This is a genomic window from Thalassospira sp. MIT121401, assembly GCF_047125595.1.
Classification (GTDB): Bacteria; Pseudomonadota; Alphaproteobacteria; order Rhodospirillales; family Thalassospiraceae; genus Thalassospira; species Thalassospira povalilytica.
The window spans coordinates 1492222-1518896 of the sequence record NZ_CP138926.1 but is presented as its reverse complement, the minus strand read 5'-3'; the positions used below and the strand labels follow the sequence as shown (position 1 = coordinate 1518896).

Below are 26675 nucleotides of genomic sequence, written 5' to 3'. Positions count from 1 at the left end.
GCCACAAGTTTGTCGGGATTTTATCGCAATAAAAGCAGCCGGGTAAAGACCCGGCTACTGTTTGTTATCGACATTTCGTCATTAAAGTGAGCGCATCCGTTCCAGGAAACCGTCAATCTGGGCCCGAAGGTCCCCGCTTTGACGGCCAAGATTGTCCGCTGAATGATGGACTTCGGTTGCGGCACTGTTGGTTTCACCAACAGCAGCAGACACACCTTGCATCGCCGATGAAATTTCCTCGGTCCCAGCGGCTGCCTGTTCGACATTTTGCGAAATCTCGCTGGTGGCGACGGTTTGCTGTTCCACCGCAGCGGCGACGGCGGCAGCCCGTTCACTGATTTCGGCAATCATGGTCACGATTTCATCAATCGCACTGACAGCAATGCCGGTCGCCTGCTGGATATCATTGATCTGGATGGTGATATCCTCGGTCGCCTTGGCGGTCTGGTTGGCGAGGTTTTTGACCTCGCTTGCGACCACGGCAAAGCCTTTGCCGGCGTCACCGGCACGAGCAGCCTCGATCGTGGCGTTAAGGGCCAACAGATTGGTCTGACCGGCAATATCACTGATCAACCCGATGACTTCGCCAATCTTGATCGCGGAATCATTCAGCCCCTGAATATTGTCATTGGTTGACCGAGCCCGTTCGGTCGCCGATTGGGCCATGGACGATGTTTCGGTCACCTGACCGGAAATCTCGTTAATGGATGCGGCAAGTTCGGTCGCAGCCGTTGCCACCAGCTGCACATTTGATGACGCCTCTTCTGCGCCGGATGAAACGGCCATCGACTGGTCGGCGGCTGTGTCTGCACTGCTGCGCAGAACGTTTGACACCTGATGAAGCTGTTTGACAGCAACAGCAACGTCGGCCATCACGGCGACAACTGCCTGATCGAATTCCTGAATATACTGTTCCTGGGTTTCCATGCGTTTGCGGCGGCGCTCGTCATCGGCTTTTTGGGCCGCTTCAAGTTTGACACGCTCGATCCCGTTTTCACGAAAAATCAGAACCGCACGGCCCATTTCACCAATTTCATCGGCACGATTGACCTCGTTGATATCAACGTCAAAGTCGTTTTCAGCCAGACGGGTCATCTTGTTGGTCAATCCGCCGATCGCACGGACAATCGCGCGCGACAACAGAACAGAAAGCCCCAGAAGCGCAATCACCCCGATCACATACATCGCAACCGTGATGGTCAGGCTGGTTTTGGCGATCTGTTCAGCTTTTTGTTTTTCCAGTGCGGCGGTTTCGGCAATGGATGCGCTAAGCGCTTCAAGCACCGGTTCGGCCTGTGCGTAATAATCCGACAACAATCCCAGTTCGGCATTTCGTTGCAGGATCTTTCCTGCCAGCGCCTTGAAGTCCGCAACATAGGAATTCATCAACTTTGTGATATTGGCCTTTTCCGCAGCCGGAATGTCGGATGCCGCCAGTGCCGGTCCGAATTCGGCCAAACGCTGATCAATACGATCGACATATTTTTCATCGATACGGGCCAGGAAGTCTTTTTCATGGCGACGCATCATCAACATGATGACGGTCAGATTGTCTGCCTTGTATTTCGCAAGCGCTTCTTCGACATTGTGGACCGAACCACGCAAACGGCCCAAAAGGCCGCCTTCTTCGTCCAGACCGATTTCACGTTGCAGGGCAACGATGGTTTTGAATTCCGCAGCATAGTTTGCAAAGGCTTCCTTGATCTGCGCGATTTCAGCAGCAGATTCCGCCAGTTCCGGGTCAGCTTCAAGCGTTGCCAGCCCCGAACTTACACGTTCGACGACTTCGGCATGCTGGGTGACGTATTTTTCATCGAGCCTTAGAAGAAAGTCCTTTTCACGCCGACGGGCATGCAAGAAATCGCGCGATATTTCATCGGCAATCAACCGATCATCAAATGCTTCCTGCGCTGCCATTTGCGCTGACTGGCGCTGTTGGTCGGCAACGAACTGTACCGCTGCAACAACCACAAAGATCACAAGCGCCACCGCCCCGATCAGCGAAATCTGATAAAGAAGCTTCATGCGTGAAAGGAAATTCATCTAAACCCCCAAGCCTTACCGGACCTGTCCAAAAGTGTGAGACGCGACATGACAGGCACAAGCCAACCTACAACGGCACTGCACGAACATCCGGTCGCCCCAAACCTTTTAGGTTGGGATGCGGTGGCTGGTTTATCAGAAGGGAATTGTTACAGTTTTGTGACAAGTACCCGTTTTCGACACCGATGTCAGCGCGTTGACGCGAAACGAAATTCGCATCCGTGCTCGCATGCGCGATACCGAAATACATTTGCACCGCCCACAAACAAAACAAGGGGGAAGACGAATCTTCCCCCTCCTTTCGGATAGAATTGTGAATTCAGGTATCCTGATGACCGATCAACTGACAGCCCGCATCCGCGCAAGAAACTGATCAATCCGTTCACTCAAACTGTCACTTTGACGACCAAGGTTGTCGGCCGAACCGCGCACGTCACTTGCGGCCTCTGTGGTGCCGGCAACCGCCGATGACACGCCTTGCATTGCCGATGAAATTTCACTGGTCGCCGAAGCGGCCTGTTCGACATTCTGCGAAATCTCGCTGGTGGCAACGGTTTGCTGTTCAACAGCAGCAGCAACAGCTGATGCACGTTCGCTGATATCGGTGATCATGCGCACGATTTCGTCAATTGCCTCAACGGCCGAAAGCGTTGCCTGCTGGATTTCATTGATCTGCAATGTGATGTCTTCGGTGGCCTTTGCCGTCTGATTGGCAAGGTTTTTGACCTCGCTTGCGACCACGGCAAATCCCTTGCCCGCTTCGCCCGCCCGGGCGGCTTCAATCGTTGCGTTCAGCGCAAGCAAATTGGTCTGTCCCGCAATATCGTTGATCAGACCGATCACCTCGCCAATGCGTACGGCGGCGGCATTAAGTCCTTGGATATCCTCGTTGGTTGTCTGCGCGCGCTGGCTGGCCGATATTGCCATTTGCGATGTATCACTGACCTGCCCGGCAATTTCATGTATCGATGCCGAAAGTTCGGTTGCCGCGGTCGCAACCAGCTGGACATTTGACGATGCTTCTTCGGTTCCGGCCGAAACGGTTGTTGATTGCTCATTGGCCGTGGCCGCACTGCTGCGCAGGGTTTCCGATACCGCATGGAGCTGCTGCACGGCGGTTCCCACCTCGCTCATCATGGCGACAACATCATTGTCAAATTCGCGAATGTGCTTTTCCTGGCTTTCGATGCGTTTGCGCTGCTTTTCATCCAGTTCGCGCTGCTGGGCTTCGAGTTTCTGGCGTTCCAGTCCGTTTTCACGAAACACCACAACCGACCGTCCCATTTCGCCGATCTCGTCTTTGCGATCTGCTTCTTCAAGTTTGACGTCAAAGTCATTCCTGGCCAAACGGGCCATTTTGCCTGTCAGACCGGTAATCGCGCGCACGATCGCACGCGCCAGAATGATCGATAACAAAATCAGCACCAGCGCACCGGCGATAAAGATTGCAAAGGTAACCTGAACGCCGGTATGGGCGATTTCTTCGGCCTGCATCTGCATTCGCTCGGCGACCTCGCCGATGGAATTGCTGAGTTCCACCAGAACCGGCTCGACCGCACTGTAATAGACACTAAGTTGCGCAAGCGATTCCTCGCGGGCAAGAACGGCATCTGCCAGCGCCTTGAAGTCCGCGATATAGGATGTCATCAGCTTGGCCAGTTCGGCCTTTTTTTCGTCCTGAATGCTACCTGCCTTTTGCAGGGCCGCGTCAAATTCCTTGGCTGTGGCATCCACATTGCTGACATAGACAGGATCAAGGGTGGCCAGGAAATCCTTTTCATCGCGACGCATCTTAAGAACCGCAATTGAAATATCCTTGGTGTTGGAAAGTCCCAGCATTGCTTCAAGCTGGGCAATCTTGCCAAGCGCGGTTTCCACTTCGGAGGCAGCTTCGCGCATTTCACCAAGCAGGCCCGAACTGGCATCAAGCCCGACCTTGCGTTGCAGTTCGACCACATTGGCAAATTCGCTGACATAGTCTTCAAAGGCGGCTCTTGCCTGATCCACCTGTCCGATCAGTTCACCGATTTCCTTGCGCCCGGCAAGTTCTTCAAGCCCGCTACGCACCGAAGCCGCCGCCTCGCTATGAGAGGTAATATATTCTTCGCTTTTACGAAGAACAAAATCCTTTTCATGGCGTCGGGCATTAAGGAATTCCCGCGAAATTCCGTCCACCACAAGCTGATCGGCGGTCGCGGCCTTGGCAATTTCCTGTGCGGACTGCCGTTGCTGATCTGCGACAAACTGGGTCGTTCCGACAACAGCAAAAATGACCAGTGCGACAATACTTATCAGTGAAATCTGATAGACAAGCTTCATACGCGACAAGAAAGACATGTTTCACCCCCTAAAATCCAGTCCATGTGCGTTATTGTTCTTGTTACACGGCTGTCATAGAAACACCCCACCCAAAGTAGATCAATAAACACTTAAGTATAGACCGACGGGTGAAACCGGGTGTGCTCAGTCGGAAATAAAGCCAATTCGCCATTTATTTCCGCGCTCTGCGAACTATGTTGGTTGTTCTGGAAAGATGGTAATCTTGCCGGACGAATACCACCGTGCCGCATTCGACACAGAAATCAGGACGCAATTCACCCATGAGCAAAGCATGAGTACAGCATGAGTATCTGGGGCAAAATTATTGGCGGAGCCGCAGGTTTTGCCTTGGGCGGACCACTTGGCGCAATTCTTGGCGCAACAGCCGGCCATGTCGTTGACAAGATCAAAAGTGCGGCAAATGGCGGACCGCAGCTTGGCGGGCATGACCCGAGACAGGTTGCCTTTGCCACGGGTGTAATCGTGCTGGCCGCCAAGATGGCCAAGGTTGACGGCCATGTCAGCCGTGATGAAATCAACGCATTCAAGCGCGTCTTTCATATCCCGCCGGGCGAGGAAAAGAATGTCGGGCGTATCTTTGATATGGCGCGCGCATCCTCGGACGGGTTTGAAATCTATGCGCGGCAAATCGCCACCATGTTCCGCGGCGAACACGCCCTTCTGGAAGGCATTCTGGAAGCGCTTTACCAGATCGCGATGGCCGATGGCGAATTGCATCCGGCAGAACAGGCATATTTGAAAAAAGTCGCCCATATCTTCGGGTTTGCCGATGTCGACTTTGACCGCGTCCATCACGCCTATACCGCATCGAACGGTGCCGATCCTTATGAACAGCTTGGCGTGACCCGCGATGCCAGTGACGATGAACTGAAAGCAGCACATCGCAAATTGTCGCGCGAAAACCATCCCGACACCCTGATGGCCAAGGGCATGCCGCCTGAATTTATCGAACAGGCGAATGACAAAATGGCCCGCATCAATGCCGCGTGGGATCAAATCCGCAAGGAACGCGGCATCCGCTAATTGCAAAACAGCGGAACGTAACGGCTGACAGATGATTTCCCTTGCAACGGCACCCAAATTGCTGTTTGCAGGGGACCTGTCACAGTGACCTGTTTTCTGAACTCAAGCTTATCGGTTTTCCCATGGCGCCACCGCTGATCAATATTAATGACATTCGCCTGACCTTTGGCGGCAATGATCTGTTTTCCGATGTGTCATTTGCCATTGGCGAACGTGACCGGCTATGTCTGGTCGGACGTAACGGCGGCGGGAAATCCACCCTTCTGAAAATCATCGCCGGCGAAATCGAAGCCGATGGCGGCGAACGTTTTGTCCAGCCGGGCTGCAAGGTTGCCTATCTTAATCAGGAACCGAAATTTGACGGCTATGACACGGTCGAAGATTTCGTTCTTTCGGCACTGGACGAACATGAACAGGAATATGCCTATCGTTCCGACATGTTGCTGGCGTCGGTTGATATTGATCCCAAGGCCGATCCCAAAAGCCTGTCGGGTGGCGAAGGCCGCCGTGCGGCAATTGCGCGCGCCCTGATTGCCGACCCGCAGGTTCTGTTGCTTGATGAGCCGACCAACCATCTTGATCTTCCGACCATTGAATGGCTTGAAGGCGAGATCAAGAATTTCCGTGGCGCCGTCGTGGTGATTTCGCATGACCGTGCATTCCTGAATGCAGTGTCGAACGGTGTCCTTTGGCTTGATCGCGGTGTCATGCATCAGGGGGCGATCAACTTTGCCAAGTTCGAAGAATGGTCCGAGGAAATCTATCGCAAGGAAGCCGAAGAACGCGCAAAGCTTGATAAGCTGATCGCACAGGAAACCGTTTGGTCCGTGCAGGGCATTTCGGCCCGCCGCAAACGCAACCAGGGCCGTCTGCGCCGTCTTTACGACATGCGCGAACAGCGTTCCAAACAGGTTGACCGCATCGGCAATGTATCGCTTGCCGCCGAGGCCGGCGAAACATCGGGCAAGGTCGTGATCGAAGCCACCGACATCGCCAAGTCATTTGGCGACCGCCAGATCATTGCCGATTTCTCGACCCGTATCCTGCGCGGCGACAAGGTTGGCATCATCGGCCCGAACGGGGCAGGTAAAACCACCCTGCTTAAAATGCTGACCGGGCAGCTTGAACCTGACAGTGGCACGATCAAGATCGGCACCAACCTTAATCCCAGCTATTTCGATCAGAAGCGTATCGCGCTTGATGATGACAAAACACTTTGGGATACGCTGTGTGATGTTGGCGGCGACCAGGTGATGGTGCGCGGAAATCCGCGCCATGTGGTCAGCTATCTGCGCGATTTCCTGTTTGATGAAAAACAGGCCAGAAGCCCCGTTGGCGCCCTTTCAGGTGGAGAACGCAACCGTCTGCTTTTGGCGAAATTGCTGGCAAAGCCGACCAACCTTCTGATCATGGACGAGCCGACCAACGATCTGGATATGGATACGCTCGATCTGCTTCAGGAAATGCTGGATGACTATGAAGGCACGCTTCTTCTGGTCAGCCACGATCGTGACTTCCTTGACCGTGTTGTGACGTCTTCCATCGTTATGGAAGGCGACGGTACGGCTGTTGAATATGCAGGCGGCTATTCCGATTACATCACCCAGCGCAAACTTTCGCGCGCTGAACCGGTCAAAGAAGACAAATCCGCCGCCAAGCAGACCAAGAAATCAACAGGCACATCATCAACACCGGCAAAACCGAAATCGTCTTCGAAGCTGAGCTACAAGGATCAGCGCGAATATGACAACCTGCCCGGGGCGATGGCAAAGCTGGAAGCGGAAATCAAAACGCTTGAGGACGCGCTTTCGGACAGCGCCCTGTTCACCAAGGACCCGACCGGATTTCAGAAAAAGGTCGACCGCCTTGATGCCGCAAGAAGCGAACTTGAAGCATCCGAAGAACGCTGGCTGGAACTTGAAATGCTGCGCGAGGAACTCGGTCTGGGATAAGCGCCCAACCGGCCCCCGAAAATTCCATCTGGCATCTTTTGCGCCCTGCTGCTTTACGTGATGTAAAGACCGGGTCACACTTGTCCTGCGCGTATTTCTGACACGGTCAGATATTCTCGATTGAAAAGAACTCATTTGTCGTTTGGCTGCAAACAGATGACAAAGGAATGTATCGTTATTGGGCACATGCGCGTGCCGCCCCTTATTGAAAGCCTGCTCCATGCCGCTTAAAGCAATGCTTATGGCCCTGTCCGTTGCCGTCATCTGGGGCATCAACATGCTGACCGTCAAAGGTGCCGTTGCGGAAATTCCGCCCTTTATGCTTACGGCCATACGCTTTGCCGCGGTCGCGATCCTGCTGATCCCGTTTACCCGGGTGCCACGCGGGCGCATGGGCCGTCTGGCAATCATTTCCGTTACATTCGGCAGTCTTCATTTCGGGGTGCTGTTCTTTGCACTGTCGATGATTGATGCCGGACCGGTGGCGATTATTGTCCTGCTTGGCGTGCCGTTTTCATCGATGCTTGCCACCTATTTCTTTAATGACCGGCTTGGCTGGAAAAGGCTTTCGGGCATGTCATTGGCCTTTGTTGGCGTGACGATCATGTTCTGGGATCCGACCATGACCGATCTTCAGCTTCCGCTGCTGCTTGTAGTGTTTGCTGCCTTCATGTGGGCGGTTGCCAATGTCATGATCAAGAAACTTGGCGATATTGATACCTTCCAGCTCAATGGCTGGATGGCGCTGTTTGCCACCCCGCAATTGCTGATCCTGTCCCTGGCGTTCGAACCGGGATCGGTGCAGGCGGTCTTTGACGCCAGTTGGGTGGCCTGGGCCAATCTGAGCTTCACGGTTGTGATGTCATCGATCGTTGCATATGGCTTCTGGTATCATTTGCTTAAAACACAGGATGTGAATGCGGTTGTGCCATGGTCGCTGCTTGCCCCGGTGATCAGCGTTCTGGGATCGTTTGTCGTATTTGACGAAGCCTTTTCAATGCTTAAGATCATTGGCGGGATTGTCGTGCTGTGCGGGGTGACCGTCATCATGCTGCGTAAACCCGTTCAGCGCAAAACACAGGGCATGGATTGATCCAGATGGCATCCGGGCAATCACGAGATCACAAAACGGGGGAAATCATATCCCGTCCGTCGCCCAATTTCGGACCGCGACCGGAAGGCTGCCCGGTCAACATACTGGTTCTGCACTATACCGGGATGCAGACCGGCAAAGATGCGCTTGAACGCCTGTGTGATCCGCAAAGTTCGGTTTCCAGTCATTACCTGATCGAGGAAGACGGACGCATCTTCGCCCTTGTTGACGAGGACAAACGCGCCTGGCACGCCGGGCGCGGATGCTGGCAGGAATGCGACGATGTGAATTCCCATTCGATTGGCATCGAAATCGTCAATCCGGGGCATGAATTTGGCTATCGCCCTTTTCCCGGCATCCAGATCGCATCGGTGATCAGTCTGTGTCAGGAAATTCTGGCACGCCACAATATCCCCGCTGATCGCGTCATAGCCCATTCCGACATGGCCCCGGATCGCAAGGAAGATCCGGGCGAACTGTTTCCTTGGAAACTGCTTGCCGAAAACGGCATCGGCATGTGGCCCGAACCAGACCACGGAACGGCACATCCGGTTGATCAGGAAGCTTTTGACAAGCTTCTTGACCGGATCGGTTATGGCTGGCCCGCAAGCGGTCAGGACCAGACGAAAAAGAACGATGATCGCATCAAACGCACCATCGCATTTCAGCGCCGCTGGCGTCCGGAAAACATTTCGGGTGTGCTTGACGGGCAATGCATGTCAATTGCCACTGCCCTTGCCAATATGATTGGCAAATAGGCTGCTTTGTACGTTCCCCACCCCATCGCTTTTGCTTGACGTTCAGATCGATGTGACCTACATCCGCACCACCAGATGGCCGGATGGCTGCCCTTGTTGTTTACAACGGGGGAGGAAAGTCCGGGCTCCACGGAGACACGGTGCCAGATAACGTCTGGCGGGGGCGACCCTAGGGAAAGTGCCACAGAAAGCAAACCACCGACACAGCGCAAGCCTGTCGGAAAGGGTGAAAGGGTGCGGTAAGAGCGCACCGGTCCTTCAGCAATGCGGGACGCATGGTAAACCCCACCGGGAGCAAAACCTAATAGGAATGGTCGGCCGGGTGCTTCGGCATTGTCGGCAGGTGGGTTTTCGCACCACCATTCGGGTTGGTTGCAGGAGGCGTTCGGCGACGGACGTCCCAGATGAATAGCCATCCAGTGCGGTTCGCCGCATGGACAGAACCCGGCTTACAGGCCATCTGGTATTATTTCCCAAAATAAAAGGCGATGACTGGATTTGTCACCGCCTTGTGCGATCAGATGCATCTTCCGAACATGCCGGGTTTCAGCCGCGCTCCGCAATGGATTGCGCGAAATGCTGATCTGCCTCTTCCTGGGTACCGACCGGGAAATCGGCCGCAGTCTGATCCTTGATCATTTTGCCCAATGTCGGAAGCGTCTTGCGATCAATCTGTGTACCGGCGTCCCAAAGCCTGGAGCGCATCAGCGATTTTGCACAATGCAGGAAGGCTTCCTCGACCGTGATTTTGATCGCGGTGATCGGCGGTTTGGGCGTATCGGCAAACAGATCAAGCAACGCCGGGTCGGTGCTGATTTCAGCACTGCCATTCACACGCAGCGTTTCATTCACGCCCGGCACAAAAAACAGCATCCCGACTTTAGGATTGTCGACGATATTGGCCAATGTATCGATACGATTGTTGCCCGGACGGTCCGGCATGACGATGGTGTTGTCATCGACAACCTTGATGAAACCCGGGCCGTCGCCACGCGGGCTGACATCGGCGTCGCCATTGGCATCAGCAGAAGAAATGACCGCAAAGGGTGCTAGTGCAATGAAATGCTTGCAATGCGGATCAAGCCGCGACAGGCATTTGTCAACGGCAAGCCCCATGGGTTCACCGTAAATCGCACGAAGCTTGTCATGCGTATCGATTTTGGTTTCTGCAGACGTCATCAAAAGGCACCTTATGCGGGAATCAGGGGCCGAAGGTGCGTTACTTGCGAACGCAAGTCAATTACCGATCAGCACCCCGGTCACGAAGCTATGATCTGCTCGACATTTTTGACGGCTGCGAACTCGCCATTCAGGCTTGCCAGTGCCACATCATGCACCAGTTCCGCCGGAAATTCCCGCCCGTCAGGCAGGCTTCGATCAAAGGTCGCACAGGCATCCGCGGCAATGACAACATCAAAGCCAAGATTCCCGGCCATCCGTGTACTGGTATTCACACAATGGTCAGTTGTGATCCCGCATAGCACCAGTTTTGAAATCCCCTGTGCGCGCAGGTCCGCCTCAAGACTTGTTCCGATAAAGGCCGAATTGACGTTTTTGCCATAGACCGCCTCGCCCTCCATCGGTGCGAGTACCGCCTTGAAGGCATTTCCGCGATGATCAGGATGCAACCGCGATTGCGGCTCGGTCGAGTTGTGCTTGACGTGAATAACCGGCCAAGCGTTTGCGCGCCAATGGGTCAATAACCGCACGGCATTGGTTTCGGCATCGGGGTTGTTGCGTTTCCCCCAATAGAAAAGATCATCAAATCCTTGCTGCCAATCAATCAGGATCAGGGCGGTTCGGGTCATGGGTGGGGCTCCGATAACAATACGGGAAGATCATGGCGCAGACTTTAGCAGCAATTTGTCTGGCGCAAATGACAAACACCCCACCAATATTGCCAAATGATCAGAGCCAGCCTTTGCGCTTGAAATACCAAAGCGGCAAAACCGCGGACAGAATCATCAAGCCGATGGCGACCGGATAGCCGAATTCCCATCCCAGTTCCGGCATGAATTCGAAGTTCATGCCATAAATGCTGGCGATCAGGGTTGGCGGCAGAAAGGCCGCGGCTGCGACCGAGAAAATCTTGATGATGTTGTTTTGTTCAAGACTGATCATGCCAAGGGTCGCATCCAGCAGGAAGGTGACCTTGTTGGCGATGAAGTTTGCGTGTTCGGTGATCGACACGATATCGCGCGAAATCACCTTGAGCCGTGCCTTCGCATCCTTTTTCAGGCGCGTCTGAGTCGACAGGAACAAGCCAAGACGATGCAGGTTCAGCAAGCTGTCCTTGGCCTTGCCAGAAAGGTTGCCGGTACGCCCGATCTGACGAAGGGTTTCACGATGATCCTGATCCGAGGCAATGTCTTCGGGGCTTGCAAACACCTGATTGGACAGGTTTTCAAGATCGGTTGCTGTCTGTTCCATCAAATCGGCCAGACGGTCGACAATCTGTTCAAGCAAACCAAACAGCACCGCCTCGGCACTGTTGGCAAGTGACGGGCTGCGTTTGACCCGACGGATAAATGTCTTGAAGGGAACCGGATCGGCATAGCGCAGGGTAATCAGCGTTTTCTTGACCAGGATAAAGGTCACGGCCGTTGTTTGCGGCGCATCTGTGGTCGCACGGGTCAGAACCGAAACCGTCATGAAAAGTGCGCCCTCTTCGTCATACAGACGCGATGACAGCTCGATCTCCTGCATTTCTTCGCGGGTCGGCACCTCGATCCCGAAGCGTTCCTCGATATCGTGGATTTCGTCAGGCGTCGGTGACAACAGGTCAATCCAGACAGGCGTCCGATCAGCCTTGCCACCATCCTGTTTGGTCGCGGTCGCGGTCGATGTTGCCTTGCCCAGCGCATTGGCCGTGATTTTTGCTGGTGCTTGCGCGGTGGTTGCCGCCGGTTCACCATTTTCGACACCAACATTGTCAGCAACTGCGGCATCCGCGCTGTTGCCGTCATCCGCCGTTGCCCGGAGAGGGGCGAAAAATTCGTTGGTATCCATTAGCTTCTCCATCCTGACCGGCTTGCCGCGTGATACGGATGCCAGATTATTGCTTTGCTGTCATATGGTGTTTCCATTGCAATTCTGTCACCAGTCAGAATGGCAGAGCCGTCTGGAATGAAAACGGATCAATATCGGGATTGGTTCCGCGTTTTTCGTCATAGGCAACACGCACCTGATCAAGGAACTCATCCTTGCTGATCATCTGGTCGTTGTTTGCATCATATGTCGGAAACAACAATTCCAGACGCCGGCTTTCGGTGCGCAGCCGCTGGCGATTGGCATCGGCCGTTCCGGGCAATTGTTCAACTGCGGCAAATTCGCGTGCCACCAGAACACTGTCGCCATTGATGTCACGCCGCCTGAACATCCAGCTTGAATAGGATGCGGCTTCGTCAGCACTGATACGGCCATCCTGATCAATATCGACCGGATGATATTGTTCGCGGTAAAGCTTTACCTGTTCGGGAATGCCTGCCGGTACGCCACCCGTCGCACCATTTTTCTGGGCAAGGGCCTTGGCAATTGCGTCATTGAGCCCCGGGATATTGGCAGTCCCGGTTCCAGCATCGCCCGACAAACCCGCAGCACCATCAAGCGCCCCCAGCCCCGAAAGCCCGCCCAGTCCAAATTGCGACATCAGTTCCGGATTGTTTTGAAGCTGCTTCATGATCAGCGGCAAAAGTTCGCGCATCTGCGGTGACGTCACCTCGGGCGAGGAACTGCTGCCGCCGGCCTTGTCCATGGTCAATCCTTGCGCACGGGCATCCCCGACAACACCGGGCCATTCGAAAAAGGTCCCTGATATTCCGGCACAAACCATGCAACCCATTAACACAATGGCAGCTTTTATCCGCAACAATCGCATCCTTCATTTCGCTGACGCAGCCCCGCGCCAGTATTTGACCAAATATCTGATCGGTCTTGCTACTGCATATCCGGAAATCATCCGGGCATCACAAGACGTAAAACGCCCCGGGTTTCCGGAAATATCGTCCCGACATTTTGCAGGAGTTCGCCCGCGCATCAAACCCGATTGGGAGCCAAATCGCAAATTGTCTTCGAACGGCCCATCATATTCCAATTTTCGATCTGACCATCAAAACCCATGGATCGGGTCTTTTTATGGTCGCCCCATGGGTTCCCATGGAACCGAATTGGGATTTTATGGGCAGAAGATGGATAAGACCGTGATTCAATGTGTTTTTGAGGGAATTCAGGCTTTTCGCATGTACCGCAGAATCCGCAGAAACACACCAAATCGTCACATTTGACCCCATCAAATCCCATTGACCCCCATCATTTCCCATGATACCCCATAAGCAGGCACAAATTCTGTGCCATGCGGGGCATATCCATTTCAAACATCGACCGGCCGTTGAGGCGGACCTGTTCACGTCGAACTTTGAAATCGGACTTTTGATCAGGGGAATGGCGAAGTGCTGTTCACAGGGACGCACATTCACAAGCTGGACCGGAAGGGACGCGTATCCGTCCCCAAACGGTTCCGTGCGGCCCTTGAGATGGAAGAATTCGCCGGTATCTACCTGTATCAATCCCACAAGGAATGCGCGCTCGAAGGCTGCAGCCACAGCCACATGGAACGCATCGCCGCGTCGCTTGATGAACTTGATATGTTCTCTGACGAAGCCGACGATCTGGCCGACACCATCCTTGGCTCCTCGCATATGCTTCCTTATGACGGCGAAGGTCGTATCATTCTGCCCGCTGAATTGATCGAATTTGCCCGTATCGAAGATCAGGTCGCCTTTGTCGGCCGTGGTCGCACCTTCCGCCTGTGGAACCCGGACATCTTCAAGCCCCTGCAAGAAGCCAGCCGGACCCGCACGCTTAATCGTGGTGCGACGCTCAAGCTCAAACCGATGAACGAACTCCCCAAAGGTGCACGTCCCGGCACCCCGAACGAGGAGGACGCATCATGAGCGACAAGGACATCCGTTTCGCCACCGAAGATCGCCCGCACAAGCCGGTCCTGCTTCGCGAGGTGCTTGATGCTCTTGCACCGTGTGACGGCGAAATCATGGTCGATGGCACCTTTGGCGCAGGCGGTTACTCCCGCGCCATTCTTGATTCCGCGAAATGCGAGCTTTATGGCATTGATCGCGATCCGAGTGCGGTTGCAACCGGCCGGAAACTTGAAGCCGAATATGACGGCCGTTTCCACATGGTCGAAGGATGCTTTGGCGATATGGGTCGCCTGATCCCGACTGCTGGCCCCGAACAGGTCGATGGTATCGTTCTCGATATCGGCGTGTCGTCAATGCAGCTTGATCAGGCTGCTCGCGGCTTTTCATTCCGCGAAGACGGTCCGCTTGATATGCGCATGTCGATGTCTGGCCCCACTGCGGCCGATTTCGTCAATACCGCCGAAGAAGAAGACATTGCCAATGTCATCTATCGTTATGGCGAGGAACGGGCATCGCGCAAGGTTGCCCGCAAGATCATTGAGATGCGCGCAGATGAGCCGTTTACAACCACATCACAGCTTGCCCGTGCTGTGCGCTCGGTCGTGCGCAAATCCAAGGACGGCATTGACCCCGCCACCCGCACGTTCCAGGCATTGCGCATCTATGTGAATGACGAGCTTGGCGAACTTGAACGTGCGATGGATGCGGCCGAAACACTGTTAAAGCCGGGCGGACGTTTGGTGGTTGTGACGTTCCATTCGCTCGAAGACCGCCTGGTCAAAACATTCATGAAGGCGCGTTCGGGCGATCCCAAGAAAATGTCGCGCCGCCTGCCCGGTGAGCCGGAAGTCGCCACACCGACCTTTACGACCATCACACGCAAGGCAGTGACCGGCCAGAAAGACGAAATTCGTGCCAACCCGCGCGCCCGGTCGGCAAAGCTGCGTGCTGTTGCCCGCAATGATCAGCCAGCCAACAAGCACGGAGGTCCGAAATGACCCGTGCGGTGACGATTATCGGCCTGTTCCTGACCATTTTGATTGGCGCTGGCACCTATTGGGTCAGCCACGAAGTCGAACGCCTTGAAAAGCATTATGCGGAAATCCAGTCCGACATTCTGGCCGAACAGGAAAGCATCCACGTGCTTGAAGCGGAATGGAGCTACCTGAACAATCCGGAACGGATCGAAAAGCTTTCGCGCGAATATCTTAGCCTGGCCCAGATCGAAGTGCTGCAAATGGCCAGCATAGATGATCTGCCAGAAGATTCCGACATGCATCAATACCGCATCGACAAGTTTGGCGAAGCGGTTGCCTTCATGCCTGTACCCCGTCCGCGTCCGGGCGATCGCGCCTATGCCGAGGCCGCCGAAACCATGATTGTGGACGCACCATCAGTCGCCGAGACCGGGGGTGCGCAATGAGCTTTACCCGTTTCTCATACTGGCTGCGTGGTGACCGTCCGGAACTGGGGCCCGATCAGCGTGAACGTCTTGCACTTGAAACGGCCCGCAACCGTATTTTCATCACCGGCGCGATGTTCATCATCGGTTTTTGCTGGATCACCTATGGCCTGGTAGACGCATCGGTCTTGCGCCAGGGCAACGAACCGGCTGTGGCATCGGGTACCGATGCGCGCGAACTTAAAACCGAACGCGCCGACATCATTGATCGCAACGGCCTGTTGCTTGCCACCGATCTTCCGACCAACTCGCTTTATGCCGATGCCCGCGTGGTCAAGGACCCGGTTGAGTCTGCCGATCTTTTGCTGACAGTTTTGCCCGATCTTGATCGTGATACTCTGATCCGGCATCTGAGCTCGCGCAAGGCATTCGTCTGGCTGCGCCGCAACCTGACGCCTGAACAGCAATATGAAGTCAACTCGCTTGGCATTCCCGGCCTGAATTTCCAGCGCGAGGAACGCCGGGTGTATCCGCATGGGCGGCTGTTCTCGCACGTGCTTGGCTTTACCGACATCGACAATAACGGCATTGCTGGCGCCGAACGCGAATTCGATAACGAGTTGCGCATCAATAACGGCCCGCTTCAGCTGTCGCTTGATACCCGTGTGCAATTCGCACTCGAAGAAGAAGTCGAAAACGCGATGGAGACCTATAGCGCGGTGGGCGCTGCGGGTCTTGTCATGGATGTCTATACCGGTGAAGTCATTGCGATGACGTCGCTTCCGAATTTTGATCCCCATCGCCCGGGTCAGGCCCCGGCAGATGCGCGGTTCAACCGGTCGACCCTTGGCGTTTATGAAATGGGGTCGGTGTTCAAACTGTTTAACACCGCCATCGCCCTTGAAACCGGCACATCGACACTCAATTCGGTTTACGATGCGACCGAACCGCTGCGGATTGCGCGTTTCTCGATCCGCGATTACCACGCTGAAAACCGCTGGCTGACGGTACCGGAAATTCTGGTCCACAGTTCCAACATCGGATCGGCGCGCATGGCGATGGCCTTCGGCGGTGAGAACCAGAAAAAATATCTGAAAAAGCTTGGCATGCTCGACAAACCGGAAATCGAGCTTCCGGAAGTTGGCGGGCCGCTTGTGCCCAATCCGTGGCGCGAAGTGAACACCATGACGATTTCGTTCGGTCATGGTCTGGCTGTCACCCCGCTTCAGGTCGTCAATGGCATTTCAACCATCGTCAATGGTGGTATCCGCCGCCCGTCCACGATCCTCAAACAGGATGGTGCACCGGCCGGTGAACGTGTGTTTTCCCAGAAAACTTCGGAACAGCTGCGTCGTCTGATGCGACTGGTTGTCACCGAAGGTTCGGGCAAAAAGGCCGAAGTTGCCGGCTACTTCCTTGGCGGGAAGACCGGCACCTCGGAAAAACTAGTGAACGGGCGCTATGTCAAGAACGCCCGCATGTCGACCTTTGTCGCCGCCTTCCCGATGCAGGACCCGAAATATGTGGTTCTGGTGACGCTGGACGAGCCCAAAGGCACCAAAGAAACTTATGGATTTGCCACAGCAGGTTGGGTGTCCGCCCCTGCAGTTGGCAAGGTTGTGACACGTATTGCTCCCCTTTTGGGCATTGAACCGGCGAATGCGAAGGCGCCGGAGATCGAGCAAGCGCTGCAGATCGAACTTCGCAAGGGGGAACGCAAACTTGCGTCTTTCTGAGCTCATGGCAGGTGATCAGGCGGCATTGAAACATGCCCAAGGACAGGACCCGAATATCACGGGCCTGACAGCAGACTCACGCACCGTGAAGGATGGCTATATGTTTGCCGCCCTGTCCGGTGCCCGCGACGACGGTTCCAAATATATTGCTGATGCGATCAAACTTGGGGCTGCCGCTATCCTGGCAAAGGACGGCACGCCAAGACCGACGGCCGCGACAGTTCCCCTTATCCCGGTTGAAAATCCGCGCAAACGCTATGCCCAGCTTGCCGCGCGCTTTTATGGCAAGCAGCCGGCAAATATTGCGGCGATCACCGGAACCAATGGCAAAACATCCACGGCGATCTTTACCGAACAGCTGTGGACGATCCTTGGTAATATGTCGGGATCGATCGGTACCCTTGGCATTCGTGCCGCCGGCGCCAAGATCCCCGGATCACTGACCACCCCCGACCCGGTTGCCCTGCACCAAAGTCTTGATGAAATGTGTGGTATCGGCGTCACCCATGTCGCAATGGAAGCAAGTTCGCACGGGCTTGACCAGTATCGTCTTGACGGGGTCAAGGTCACGGTGGCGGCCTTTACCAACCTTTCGCGCGATCATCTTGATTATCACGGCACGTTCGAAAAATACTTTGCCGCCAAGGCACGCCTGTTTTCCGACCTTCTGGTGGCGGACGGCACTGCTGTTCTGAATGCCGATGTCGAACAGTTCGCGCTGTTGAAAAAGATGTGTGAAAAGCGCGGCGTGAATATTCTGTCTTACGGGCAGAATGCCGATGACATCAAACTGGTCAAGGCAACCCCGGACAGCACCGGCACCAAAATCACGCTTCTGGCCAACAAGGGTGAATACAGCATTCATCTTCCCCTGATGGGCAGCTTCCAGGTGATGAACGCCCTTGCGGCCCTTTCGATTGTTGTGGCATCGGGTGCCGATCTTGATCAGGCCGTGTTGGCGCTTGAAAAACTTGAAGGTGTCCGTGGTCGTCTGGAACTGGTGGGCAAGACAAGTTTTGGCGCACCGGTATTTGTCGATTACGCCCATACGCCTGATGCGCTTGAAACCGTGATCAAGGCTGTGCGCCCGCATTGCAAAGGCCGCATCGTTTGTGTATTTGGTGCCGGCGGAGACCGCGACACCGGCAAACGTCCGTTGATGGGTGCCGTTGCCCATGACTTTGCCGATATCGCCATCATCACCGATGACAACCCGCGCAGCGAAGATCCAGCCCTGATCCGTGCGGCGATCAAGGCCAAATGCGAAGGTGCGGTGGAAATTGCCGACCGGGCAGAGGCCATCAAACGCGGCATTGGCATCCTGCAACGCAACGATGTCCTTATCATCGCCGGAAAAGGCCATGAAAGAGGCCAAATTGTCGGTGATACGGTTCTTCCGTTTGACGATGCATCTGTTGCCCGCAGCATCCTTGCAGGCGGCAATTGACCTGAATTCCCGTTACGGCGCCCAGGCCGTAACGGCCTGAGTGAAATGAAAGTGACGTTATGACCAAGGCTGTTTTATGGACGGCAAAGGATGCCGAAACCGCAACCGGTGGCAAAACGACCGGGAACTGGTCAGTTACCGGGATCTCGATAGACAGCCGAAAAGTCAGTAAAGGCGATCTTTTCATCGCACTTAAAGGCCCGAATTTCGACGGGCACAAATTTGCACAGGCCGCCCTTGATGCCGGCGCTAGTGCCGTGATGGTTTCTGATACCAACGGCATCACCGATACCGACAAGGTTCTTCTGGTTGATGACACGATGGATGCGCTTGTGCGTCTTGGCCTTGCCGGTCGTGCGCGCAGTTCGGCAAAAATCGTTGCGATTACCGGCAGTGTCGGCAAGACCGGCACCAAGGAAGCCCTTAAATATGTTTTGTCCCAGCAGGGTAAAACCCACGCCAGCCCGGCAAGTTTCAACAACCACTGGGGTGTGCCGATCAGTCTGGCGACCCTTCCGGTCGATGCGCAATATGGTGTTTTTGAAATCGGCATGAACCATCCGGGTGAAATCAGCCCGCTGGTCAAGATGGTCAAACCATCGGTCGCCCTGATTACCACCGTGGTTGGCGCGCATACCGAATTCTTCAAGGACGAAGCCGAAATCGCCATGGCCAAGGCCGAGATTTTCGACGGTCTTGAATCGGATGGCGCGGTTATTCTGAACCGTGACAACATGCATTACTTTGCCCTGGCACGGCGCGCCAAGGAACTGGGACTTGGCAATATCAAGTGCTTTGGCACCGATGCGATGGCCAATTACCGCCTGTTTGAAGCCAACATTGTCACCGATGGCAGTGCTGTACGCGCCCGTATCGGTGGCCGGGATCTTGAATATTTCATCGGATGCCCCGGCGAACACTGGGTTTTGAATTCGCTGGCGGTTCTTGGATGTGTTGATGCAATCGGGGCCGATCCGCTGCGTGCTGCACAGGATCTGGCCGATGTGACCCCGCCGGCTGGTCGCGGTGAAATCTCGACCGTCAAGGTCCCGTCAGGCGAAGGTACCTTTACCCTGATTGATGATGCATACAATGCCAATCCGACATCAATGATGGCCGGGATCAAGGTTCTGTCGCAAACCAAACCGGGCGATGGTGGTCGCAAGATTGCCATTCTAGGCGATATGCGCGAACTCGGCGACGATGCTGTTCGCCTGCATGCCGATTTGCACCAGCCGCTAACCGCACTTGAAATTGATCGGGTTTATTGCGTCGGTCCGCTGATGGCTGAACTCGACAAGACCCTGCCTGAAGACAAAAATGCCGGTCACTTTGACACCGCCGAAGACGCGATTGAACCGATAAAGGCCGATTTGCGGTCCGGAGACGTGGTTTTGGTCAAAGGATCGCTTGGCATTTACGTTTCGAAAATTGTATCGGCCCTAAAATCCTGTGGCGTGGTGGATAGCCCCGCAGAAACACAGAATTAAGTCGCAGAAGGAACGACAAGAGCAATGCTCTATAATCTGCTTTATCAACTGTCTGATCAGATGCCGGTATTGAACCTGTTTCGGTACATTACCTTCCGGACGGGCGGTGCGATCATTACGTCGCTTATCCTTGCCTTTGTAATTGGCCCCCATCTGATCAACTGGTTGCGTTCCAAACAAAGCGAAGGCCAGCCGATCCGTGAAGACGGCCCTGAAAGCCATCTTCTGACCAAAAAGGGCACGCCGACCATGGGCGGGCTTTTGCTGTTGCTGTCGACATCGATTGCGACCCTGCTGTGGGCGGATTTGAAAAACCCCTATGTCTGGGCGGTTCTTCTTGTCACCATCGGATACGGTTTCCTTGGTTTCCTTGATGACTATCTTAAAGTTTCCAAGAAAAACACCAAAGGCCTGCCGGGCAAGCTCAAACTGCTGGGGCAGTTTTCGATCGCAGCCCTTGCTGCCTGGTGGATTTCCTACAATACCGCTGATCCGCTTTCGACCGCCCTTGCCTTCCCGTTCTTCAAGAACTTCCTGCTTGATCTTGGCTGGTTCTTTATTCCGTTTGCCATGTTTGTCATGGTCGGTGCGTCGAACTCGGTCAACCTGACGGACGGTCTTGACGGTCTTGCCATCGTTCCGGTGATGATTGCCGCTGCCAGTTTTGCGCTGATCACCTATCTGATCGGTAACGTACAGTTTGCCGAATATCTTCAGGTTCACTATGTCGCCGGATCGGGCGAGCTTACCATCTTCCTTGGCGCCCTGGTTGGGGCCGGTCTTGGGTTCCTTTGGTACAACGCCCCGCCGGCGATGGTGTTTATGGGGGATACCGGATCGCTTGCTCTTGGCGGTGCCCTGGGTGCTGTTTCGGTTGTGACCAAACATGAACTTGTTCTGGCAATTATTGGTGGCCTGTTTGTTCTTGAGACCCTGTCTGTGATCATTCAGGTGGGATCGTTCAAACTGACCGGGAAGCGCGTTTTCCGCATGGCTCCGCTTCATCACCATTTCGAGAAAAAAGGCTGGCAGGAACCGACCATCGTGATCCGGTTCTGGATCATCGCGGTCATTCTGGCGCTGGTTGGTCTTGCTACTTTGAAACTCCGGTAAGGACGTCCTATCGTGATTGATCTTTCGCATCTGCGCGGCAAAACCATTGCGGTCCTGGGGCTCGGGAAATCCGGCCTTGCCAGCGTAAAGGCATTGATCAATTCCGGTGCCGTCGTCTGGGCGTGGGATGACAATCCCGCAGGCCGCGAACAGATCGAACCACTGGGCCTTGCCCCGATCAATCTGGCGGAATGTGACTGGACCGAACCCGATATGCTGGTGATCAGCCCGGGCATCCCATCCACCTTCCCGACCCCGCATCCGGCCGCGGAAAAGGCACGTCGGGCGGGCAAGCCGATCATTTGCGATGTCGAACTTCTGTGCACCGCACAGCCAGACGTTCCGACACTGGCAATCACCGGCACCAATGGCAAGTCAACGACGACCGCCCTGACCGCCCATATCATTTCGCAGGCCGGGATCAAAACCCAGGCGGGCGGCAATCTTGGCAATGCGGCCCTTGGCCTTGAACCGTCAACAGCCGATGATTGCCTTGTTCTTGAACTGTCATCCTATCAGCTTGATCTTCTTGAACATGCGGCCTTTGATGCCTGTGCGCTGTTGAACATCACCCCGGATCATCTTGACCGTCATGGCGGAATGGATGGCTATATCGGGGCCAAACGCCAGATCTTTGCGCGTAACAAGGGTCCGAAATGGGCGATCATTTCGGTTGATGATGAACCTTGTGCCAAGATGGCGGTTGAACTGGCCCGCGAAGGCGGACGTCACATTATCGAAGTATCGGTCAAATCCCCGGTCGATCACGGCATTTATGTCGATGAAAAGGGTTGGCTGATTGATGACCTTACGGGTGCCAAAACGCCGATCCTTGATCTTGCGACCGTAACCCACATGCCGGGCAAACATAACTGGCAAAACATCGCCTTTGCCTATGGCCTGTGTCGGGCGCGCGGTGTTGATGCCACCCGTATCATTGACGGGATCATGACATTTCCGGGCCTTGCCCACCGGCAGGAACGTCTGGGTACGATTGATAATGTCATTTTCGTCAACGACAGCAAGGCCACCAATGCCGAGGCATCGGCAAAGGCGCTTTCGGCCTATCAGAACATCTACTGGATTGTTGGCGGCAAACCCAAGGAAGGCGGTATCGCCGGGCTTGAGGAATTCTATCCCCACATCAAGAAGGCCTATCTGATCGGCGAGGCCGAAGATGCCTTTGCCCGGACCCTTGGTGACGATCTGCCATGGGAGAAATGCAAAACTCTTGATGTCGCGACCAAAGCCGCCTTTGCAGATGCCAGATCGGACGGCGAGGATGCACCGGTTGTCATGTTGACCCCGGCCTGTGCATCGTTTGATCAGTTCAAAAGTTTTGAGGCACGCGGCGATGCGTTCCGCGATTTGTATTCCCGCCTGGCAAATGCCGGCACAACCGGGAAGGCACGCGCATGAAATCGTTGTTTGGCAATAACACCAATATCGCCTTTTCGCGTGCCGATACGTCTGTTCTGGGCATCTGGTGGTGGACGATTGATCGCTGGCTACTGGCGGCAATCATTCTTCTGATGGGCATCGGTGCGCTTCTGGTCATGTCGGCAAGTCCGCCGGTGGCCGATCGCATCAATGTTGACAGTTTCCACTTTGTCACCCGTCAGTTCGTATTTCTGGGCATGGCGGCCGGATGCATGTTCGGCATATCGCTTTTGCCTGTAAAATGGGTGCGGCGCCTGGCATCGATCATGTTTTTGGGCGTGATTTTCCTTTTGATCATTACCCCCTTCATCGGATCGGACATCAAGGGTGCGGTACGCTGGATCAACGTTGCGGGCATCAACCTGCAACCATCGGAATTCCTGAAACCGGCCTTTGCAGTGGTTGTTGCATGGATGTTTGCCGAAGGTCGGCTGAACCCGAACTTCCCGGGTTATATCGTCAGTTGTCTGATGCTGGCGGTTTGCATCTTTCTATTGATGATCCAGCCGGACTTTGGCCAGACCGTCGTTGTCACGTCCATCTGGTCGGTACAGATCTTCCTGGCCGGACTTCCGATCATTCTGGTGTTCTGTCTTGGATTGGGTGCGGTTGGCCTTGCGGTCAGTGCCTATTTGATCCTGCCCCACGTTCAGTCCCGCGTGGACCGCTTCCTTGATCCGGCATCTGGTGACAACTATCAGATCGAACGATCGATGGAAGCCTTCATGAGTGGCGGCATCATGGGCCGCGGTCCCGGCGAAGGCTGGGTCAAGAACTCCATCCCTGATGCGCATTCCGACTTTATCTTTGCCGTGGCCGGTGAAGAATTCGGATTGCTGTTCTGTGTGCTGGTGGTCGGTGTCTTTACCTTTATCATCATGCGCGGGCTTTCGCGCTTGATGGGGGAACGCAACCTGTTTGTGGTTCTGGCTGTGACCGGCATTCTGGTTCAGTTCGGCTTGCAGGCCGTCATTAACATGGCCTCCACCCTGCAACTGGTCCCGCCAAAGGGCATGACCCTGCCGTTCGTTTCCTATGGCGGGTCGGCCACCATCGGCATTGCGATCGGCATGGGATTTGTTCTTGCGCTTACGCGTAAACGTCCGGGTGAATAACACCTGTTTTCGGGATGTTTTGCCTGACCTGAATTTTCTGCATCAAAACGACAAAATCCGACCTTATTCCGTACCCGGTTTGAAGGGATATTAACCTTTGTCGGGTTCTGATGGGGTAACTGTGCGGGATCATCCCGATGCGACGTCGTTTCACATGTGGACAAGATGACTGACTTCACCAAACTTGATATTTCGGCCACTGACACACCGCTTGCGGGTCAGGTGATTGCCGTCACGTCTGGCGGAACCGGCGGACATATGTTCCCTGCTGTTGCCTTGTCCAGATCACTGGTTCGACGCGGTGCCAAGGTTCTGTTTTTCACAGATGCCCGTGCGGCCCGCTATACCGAGGGTGTTGAAGGTGTCGAAACCGTCATCCTGCCAGCCGGTGGCATTGCCGGCAAAGGCATCAAGGGTCGTCTGACCGGCGCATTTCGCCTTGGCCTTGGCACGTTAAAGGCGCGATCCCTGATCAAAAAGGCAAAACCGGCCGCCGTGATCGGCTTTGGCGGATATGCATCGATCCCGGCCACCATGTCGGCAAAATGGCTTGGCATCCCCTATGCCATTCATGAACAGAATGCGGTTCTGGGCCGGGCAAACCGACTGGTTGCCAGCCATGCAGAAAGCATTGCCACATCATTTGCCAAAGTCACGATGATTGCGCCGGGCGATGAAGGCAAGGTCATCTGGACCGGCAACCCGGTGCGCGCCGAAGTCGCAGCCCTTGCCGCGAGTGAGTATGAGGCGCCTATGGCCGATGGCCCGATCCGCCTTTTGATCACTGGCGGTTCGCAAGGAGCACGCATTCTGTCCGAGGTGCTGCCAAATGCGTTGGTCAGCCTGCCAGAAGATATTCGCAAACGTCTTCACGTCACCCAGCAGGCCCGCGAAGAAGATATCGATGCTGTCCGCGCGACCTATGAGGGATCATTGATTGATGTGACCCTTGCGTCTTTCATCAATGATATTCCCGAAAAATTGCGGGACTGCCATTTGGTGATCGCGCGATCCGGGGCATCAACAGTGGCCGAACTGACCGCGGCAGGACGTCCGGGTTTTCTGGTTCCCCTGCCCCATGCCATTGATGATCATCAACGTTTTAATGCCCAGCAGGTTGAGGATGCCGGTGGCGCATGGTTGCTGCCCCAGGATCGCTTTACCAGCGAACTGGTATCCGAACGGCTGGCGAAACTTTTAACCAATCCGGCGGCCTTGACGCGCGCAGCAAAGGCCGCCAAAAGCAGCGGTCGCGCCAATGCCGCCGAACGGCTGGCCGATATGGTGCTTCATATGCTGGGGCTGAACCCGGCCGGAAGCCCGAATAACGACAATATGAATAAAGACCCCCAGAAGGTATGAGGAGACATGCAATGAATACCCTGCCGCTCAACATCGGCACCATCCACTTTGTCGGTATTGGTGGCATCGGCATGTCCGGCATTGCCGAAATTCTCCATAACCTGGGCTATTCGGTTCAGGGATCGGATATTTCGGACAATGCCAATGTGCAGCGCCTGCGCGATCTGGGCATCACGGTTTTTGTCGGTCATCAGGCGTCCAACGTCGAAGATGCCAAGGTGGTTGTGATTTCCACCGCCGTCAAACCGAACAACCCTGAAGTCGTCGCCGCGCGCGCAGAAATGATCCCGGTTGTCCGCCGTTCGGAAATGCTGGCCGAACTGATGCGCCTTAAGGCAGCAATCGCGATTGGCGGCACGCATGGCAAAACCACCACCACTTCGCTGGTGGCAACCATGCTTGATGCTGCCGGGCTTGATCCGACCGTGATCAATGGCGGGATCATCAATTCATATGGCACCAATGCCCGCCTTGGCGAAGGCGACTGGATGGTGGTTGAGGCCGATGAGTCTGATGGTACCTTTGTCAAAGTACCGTCCACCATTTCGGTTGTGACCAATATCGATCCGGAACATCTCGATCACTGGAAAGATTTCGATCAGCTGCGCGAAGCCTTCAAAAACTTCGTTCAGAACATTCCGTTCTATGGATTTGCCGTTCTGTGCATCGACCACCCCGAAGTTCAGGCCCTGATTGGCAAGGTCACGGATCGCCGTATCTTTACCTTCGGCTTCTCGCCACAGGCTGATGTGCGCGCGGTCAATGTGCGCACCAATATCGGCGAAAGCATCTTTGACGTCGTTATCCGCGAACGTGTCGATAGCGAAGAACGCGTGATCAAGGATGTCCGTCTGCCGATGGTTGGCGATCACAACGTATCGAACTCGCTCGCGGCGATCACGGTTGCGCTTGAACTTGGCATTCCGGACGACAAAATCGTTTCCGCCTTTGACGGCTTTACCGGGGTCAAGCGCCGCTTTACCAAAACCGGTGAAGTCGATGGCGTCACCATCATTGACGATTACGGCCACCACCCGGTCGAAATCAAAGCGGTCCTTAAGGCCGCCCGCCAAGCGACGCAGAACAATGTCATTGCCGTAGTGCAACCGCATCGCTATTCGCGCCTGCATGACCTGTTTGAAGATTTCTGCACCTGCTTTAACGATGCCGACAGCGTGATTGTCGCCGATGTTTACGAAGCCGGCGAAAGCCCGATCGAAGGCGCATCACGTGACGCCCTTGTCGAAGGGTTGCGCAACCGTGGTCATCGCCATGTCAGTGCCCTTGAAGGCCCGGACAAACTCGCCGAAGTCATCAGGAACGAAGCCAAGCCGGGCGATCTTGTCGTCTGTCTTGGTGCCGGTTCCATCAGCGCATGGGCCAATGCCCTGCCCGCACAACTCGAAGCCCTGAAGAACTGAGAC

22 protein-coding genes and 1 other RNA gene are annotated in these 26675 nt (G+C 55.0%); 17 read left to right on the top strand and 6 right to left on the bottom strand.

The window, feature by feature from the left end; all coding sequences use genetic code 11:
- Positions 1-81 precede the first annotated feature (81 nt).
- Both SIB88_RS06825 and SIB88_RS06820 read right to left on the bottom strand, forming a co-directional pair.
- Positions 82-2043, bottom strand: a complete 1962-nt coding sequence (locus SIB88_RS06825) for a methyl-accepting chemotaxis protein (protein WP_101245728.1) — start codon at positions 2041-2043, stop codon at positions 82-84.
- Positions 2044-2382: 339 nt separating this feature from the next.
- On the bottom strand, positions 2383-4380 hold the full coding sequence (locus SIB88_RS06820) for a methyl-accepting chemotaxis protein (protein WP_082817859.1): 1998 nt from the start codon (positions 4378-4380) through the stop codon (positions 2383-2385).
- Between the two features lie 285 nt (positions 4381-4665).
- Between SIB88_RS06820 and SIB88_RS06815 the strand changes: the two genes are divergently transcribed.
- The 5 genes from SIB88_RS06815 to rnpB all read left to right on the top strand — a co-directional run bounded on the left by SIB88_RS06815 (position 4666) and on the right by rnpB (position 9677).
- Complete coding sequence (locus tag SIB88_RS06815) at positions 4666-5406, top strand: TerB family tellurite resistance protein (RefSeq protein ID WP_068519535.1); 741 nt, start codon at positions 4666-4668, stop codon at positions 5404-5406.
- A 122-nt stretch (positions 5407-5528) separates the two neighbouring features.
- Positions 5529-7358 (top strand): ribosomal protection-like ABC-F family protein, encoded by a 1830-nt coding sequence (gene abc-f / locus SIB88_RS06810; RefSeq protein ID WP_341650589.1) that lies wholly within the window; start codon positions 5529-5531, stop codon positions 7356-7358.
- Positions 7359-7578: 220 nt separating this feature from the next.
- Positions 7579-8451 carry a DMT family transporter gene (locus tag SIB88_RS06805; protein WP_068519534.1) on the top strand — a complete coding sequence of 291 codons (873 nt, stop codon included), beginning with the start codon at positions 7579-7581 and terminating at the stop codon, positions 8449-8451.
- A gap of 5 nt (positions 8452-8456) precedes the next feature.
- Complete coding sequence (locus SIB88_RS06800) at positions 8457-9209, top strand: N-acetylmuramoyl-L-alanine amidase (protein ID WP_412557696.1); 753 nt, start codon at positions 8457-8459, stop codon at positions 9207-9209.
- Positions 9210-9280: 71 nt separating this feature from the next.
- Positions 9281-9677: RNase P RNA component class A (gene rnpB / locus SIB88_RS06795), an RNA gene on the top strand.
- Between the two features lie 78 nt (positions 9678-9755).
- Here rnpB and SIB88_RS06790 read toward each other — a convergent pair.
- From SIB88_RS06790 to SIB88_RS06775, 4 genes are all read right to left on the bottom strand, one after another.
- The gene (locus tag SIB88_RS06790) at positions 9756-10388 is read right to left on the bottom strand and encodes a pyridoxamine 5'-phosphate oxidase family protein (RefSeq protein ID WP_412557695.1); all 633 of its coding nucleotides are present in this window, start codon (positions 10386-10388) and stop codon (positions 9756-9758) included.
- Positions 10389-10468: 80 nt separating this feature from the next.
- Entirely contained in the window at positions 10469-11017 is a 549-nt protein-coding gene (locus tag SIB88_RS06785) for a cysteine hydrolase family protein (RefSeq protein WP_412557694.1), read from the bottom strand.
- A 100-nt stretch (positions 11018-11117) separates the two neighbouring features.
- Complete coding sequence (gene corA, locus SIB88_RS06780; protein WP_412557693.1) at positions 11118-12218, bottom strand: magnesium/cobalt transporter CorA; 1101 nt, start codon at positions 12216-12218, stop codon at positions 11118-11120.
- Between the two features lie 94 nt (positions 12219-12312).
- Positions 12313-12912 (bottom strand): hypothetical protein, encoded by a 600-nt coding sequence (locus tag SIB88_RS06775; protein WP_412557692.1) that lies wholly within the window; start codon positions 12910-12912, stop codon positions 12313-12315.
- Between SIB88_RS06775 and SIB88_RS06770 the strand changes: the two genes are divergently transcribed.
- The 12 genes from SIB88_RS06770 to murC all read left to right on the top strand — a co-directional run bounded on the left by SIB88_RS06770 (position 12887) and on the right by murC (position 26672).
- Entirely contained in the window at positions 12887-13492 is a 606-nt protein-coding gene (locus SIB88_RS06770; protein WP_412557691.1) for a hypothetical protein, read from the top strand. The two genes, SIB88_RS06775 and SIB88_RS06770, sit on opposite strands and share 26 nt — an antisense overlap.
- A 165-nt stretch (positions 13493-13657) precedes the next feature.
- Positions 13658-14161, top strand: a complete 504-nt coding sequence (locus SIB88_RS06765; RefSeq protein WP_068519528.1) for a division/cell wall cluster transcriptional repressor MraZ — start codon at positions 13658-13660, stop codon at positions 14159-14161.
- Positions 14158-15144 carry a 16S rRNA (cytosine(1402)-N(4))-methyltransferase RsmH gene (gene rsmH / locus SIB88_RS06760; RefSeq protein ID WP_412557690.1) on the top strand — a complete coding sequence of 329 codons (987 nt, stop codon included), beginning with the start codon at positions 14158-14160 and terminating at the stop codon, positions 15142-15144. Before SIB88_RS06765 ends, rsmH begins: the two co-directional genes overlap by 4 nt.
- Positions 15141-15569 (top strand): hypothetical protein, encoded by a 429-nt coding sequence (locus SIB88_RS06755; protein ID WP_101245720.1) that lies wholly within the window; start codon positions 15141-15143, stop codon positions 15567-15569. Before rsmH ends, SIB88_RS06755 begins: the two co-directional genes overlap by 4 nt.
- Positions 15566-17284, top strand: coding sequence for a peptidoglycan D,D-transpeptidase FtsI family protein (locus SIB88_RS06750; protein WP_068519525.1), 1719 nt, complete (start codon positions 15566-15568; stop codon positions 17282-17284). Before SIB88_RS06755 ends, SIB88_RS06750 begins: the two co-directional genes overlap by 4 nt.
- Positions 17271-18731, top strand: coding sequence for a UDP-N-acetylmuramoyl-L-alanyl-D-glutamate--2,6-diaminopimelate ligase (locus SIB88_RS06745; protein WP_114113711.1), 1461 nt, complete (start codon positions 17271-17273; stop codon positions 18729-18731). Before SIB88_RS06750 ends, SIB88_RS06745 begins: the two co-directional genes overlap by 14 nt.
- Positions 18732-18790: 59 nt before the next feature.
- Positions 18791-20221 (top strand): UDP-N-acetylmuramoyl-tripeptide--D-alanyl-D-alanine ligase, encoded by a 1431-nt coding sequence (locus tag SIB88_RS06740; protein WP_412557689.1) that lies wholly within the window; start codon positions 18791-18793, stop codon positions 20219-20221.
- Between the two features lie 24 nt (positions 20222-20245).
- Complete coding sequence (mraY, locus tag SIB88_RS06735) at positions 20246-21334, top strand: phospho-N-acetylmuramoyl-pentapeptide-transferase (RefSeq protein ID WP_068519522.1); 1089 nt, start codon at positions 20246-20248, stop codon at positions 21332-21334.
- Positions 21335-21346: 12 nt separating this feature from the next.
- Entirely contained in the window at positions 21347-22753 is a 1407-nt protein-coding gene (gene murD, locus SIB88_RS06730) for a UDP-N-acetylmuramoyl-L-alanine--D-glutamate ligase (protein WP_412557688.1), read from the top strand.
- Complete coding sequence (gene ftsW, locus SIB88_RS06725; RefSeq protein WP_412557687.1) at positions 22750-23889, top strand: putative lipid II flippase FtsW; 1140 nt, start codon at positions 22750-22752, stop codon at positions 23887-23889. The genes murD and ftsW overlap by 4 nt, the downstream gene beginning before the upstream one ends.
- A gap of 165 nt (positions 23890-24054) precedes the next feature.
- Entirely contained in the window at positions 24055-25251 is a 1197-nt protein-coding gene (gene murG, locus SIB88_RS06720) for an undecaprenyldiphospho-muramoylpentapeptide beta-N-acetylglucosaminyltransferase (protein ID WP_412557686.1), read from the top strand.
- 11 nt (positions 25252-25262) lie between these two features.
- Positions 25263-26672 carry a UDP-N-acetylmuramate--L-alanine ligase gene (gene murC, locus SIB88_RS06715; protein ID WP_068519518.1) on the top strand — a complete coding sequence of 470 codons (1410 nt, stop codon included), beginning with the start codon at positions 25263-25265 and terminating at the stop codon, positions 26670-26672.
- The last annotated feature ends 3 nt before the right edge of the window (positions 26673-26675 follow it).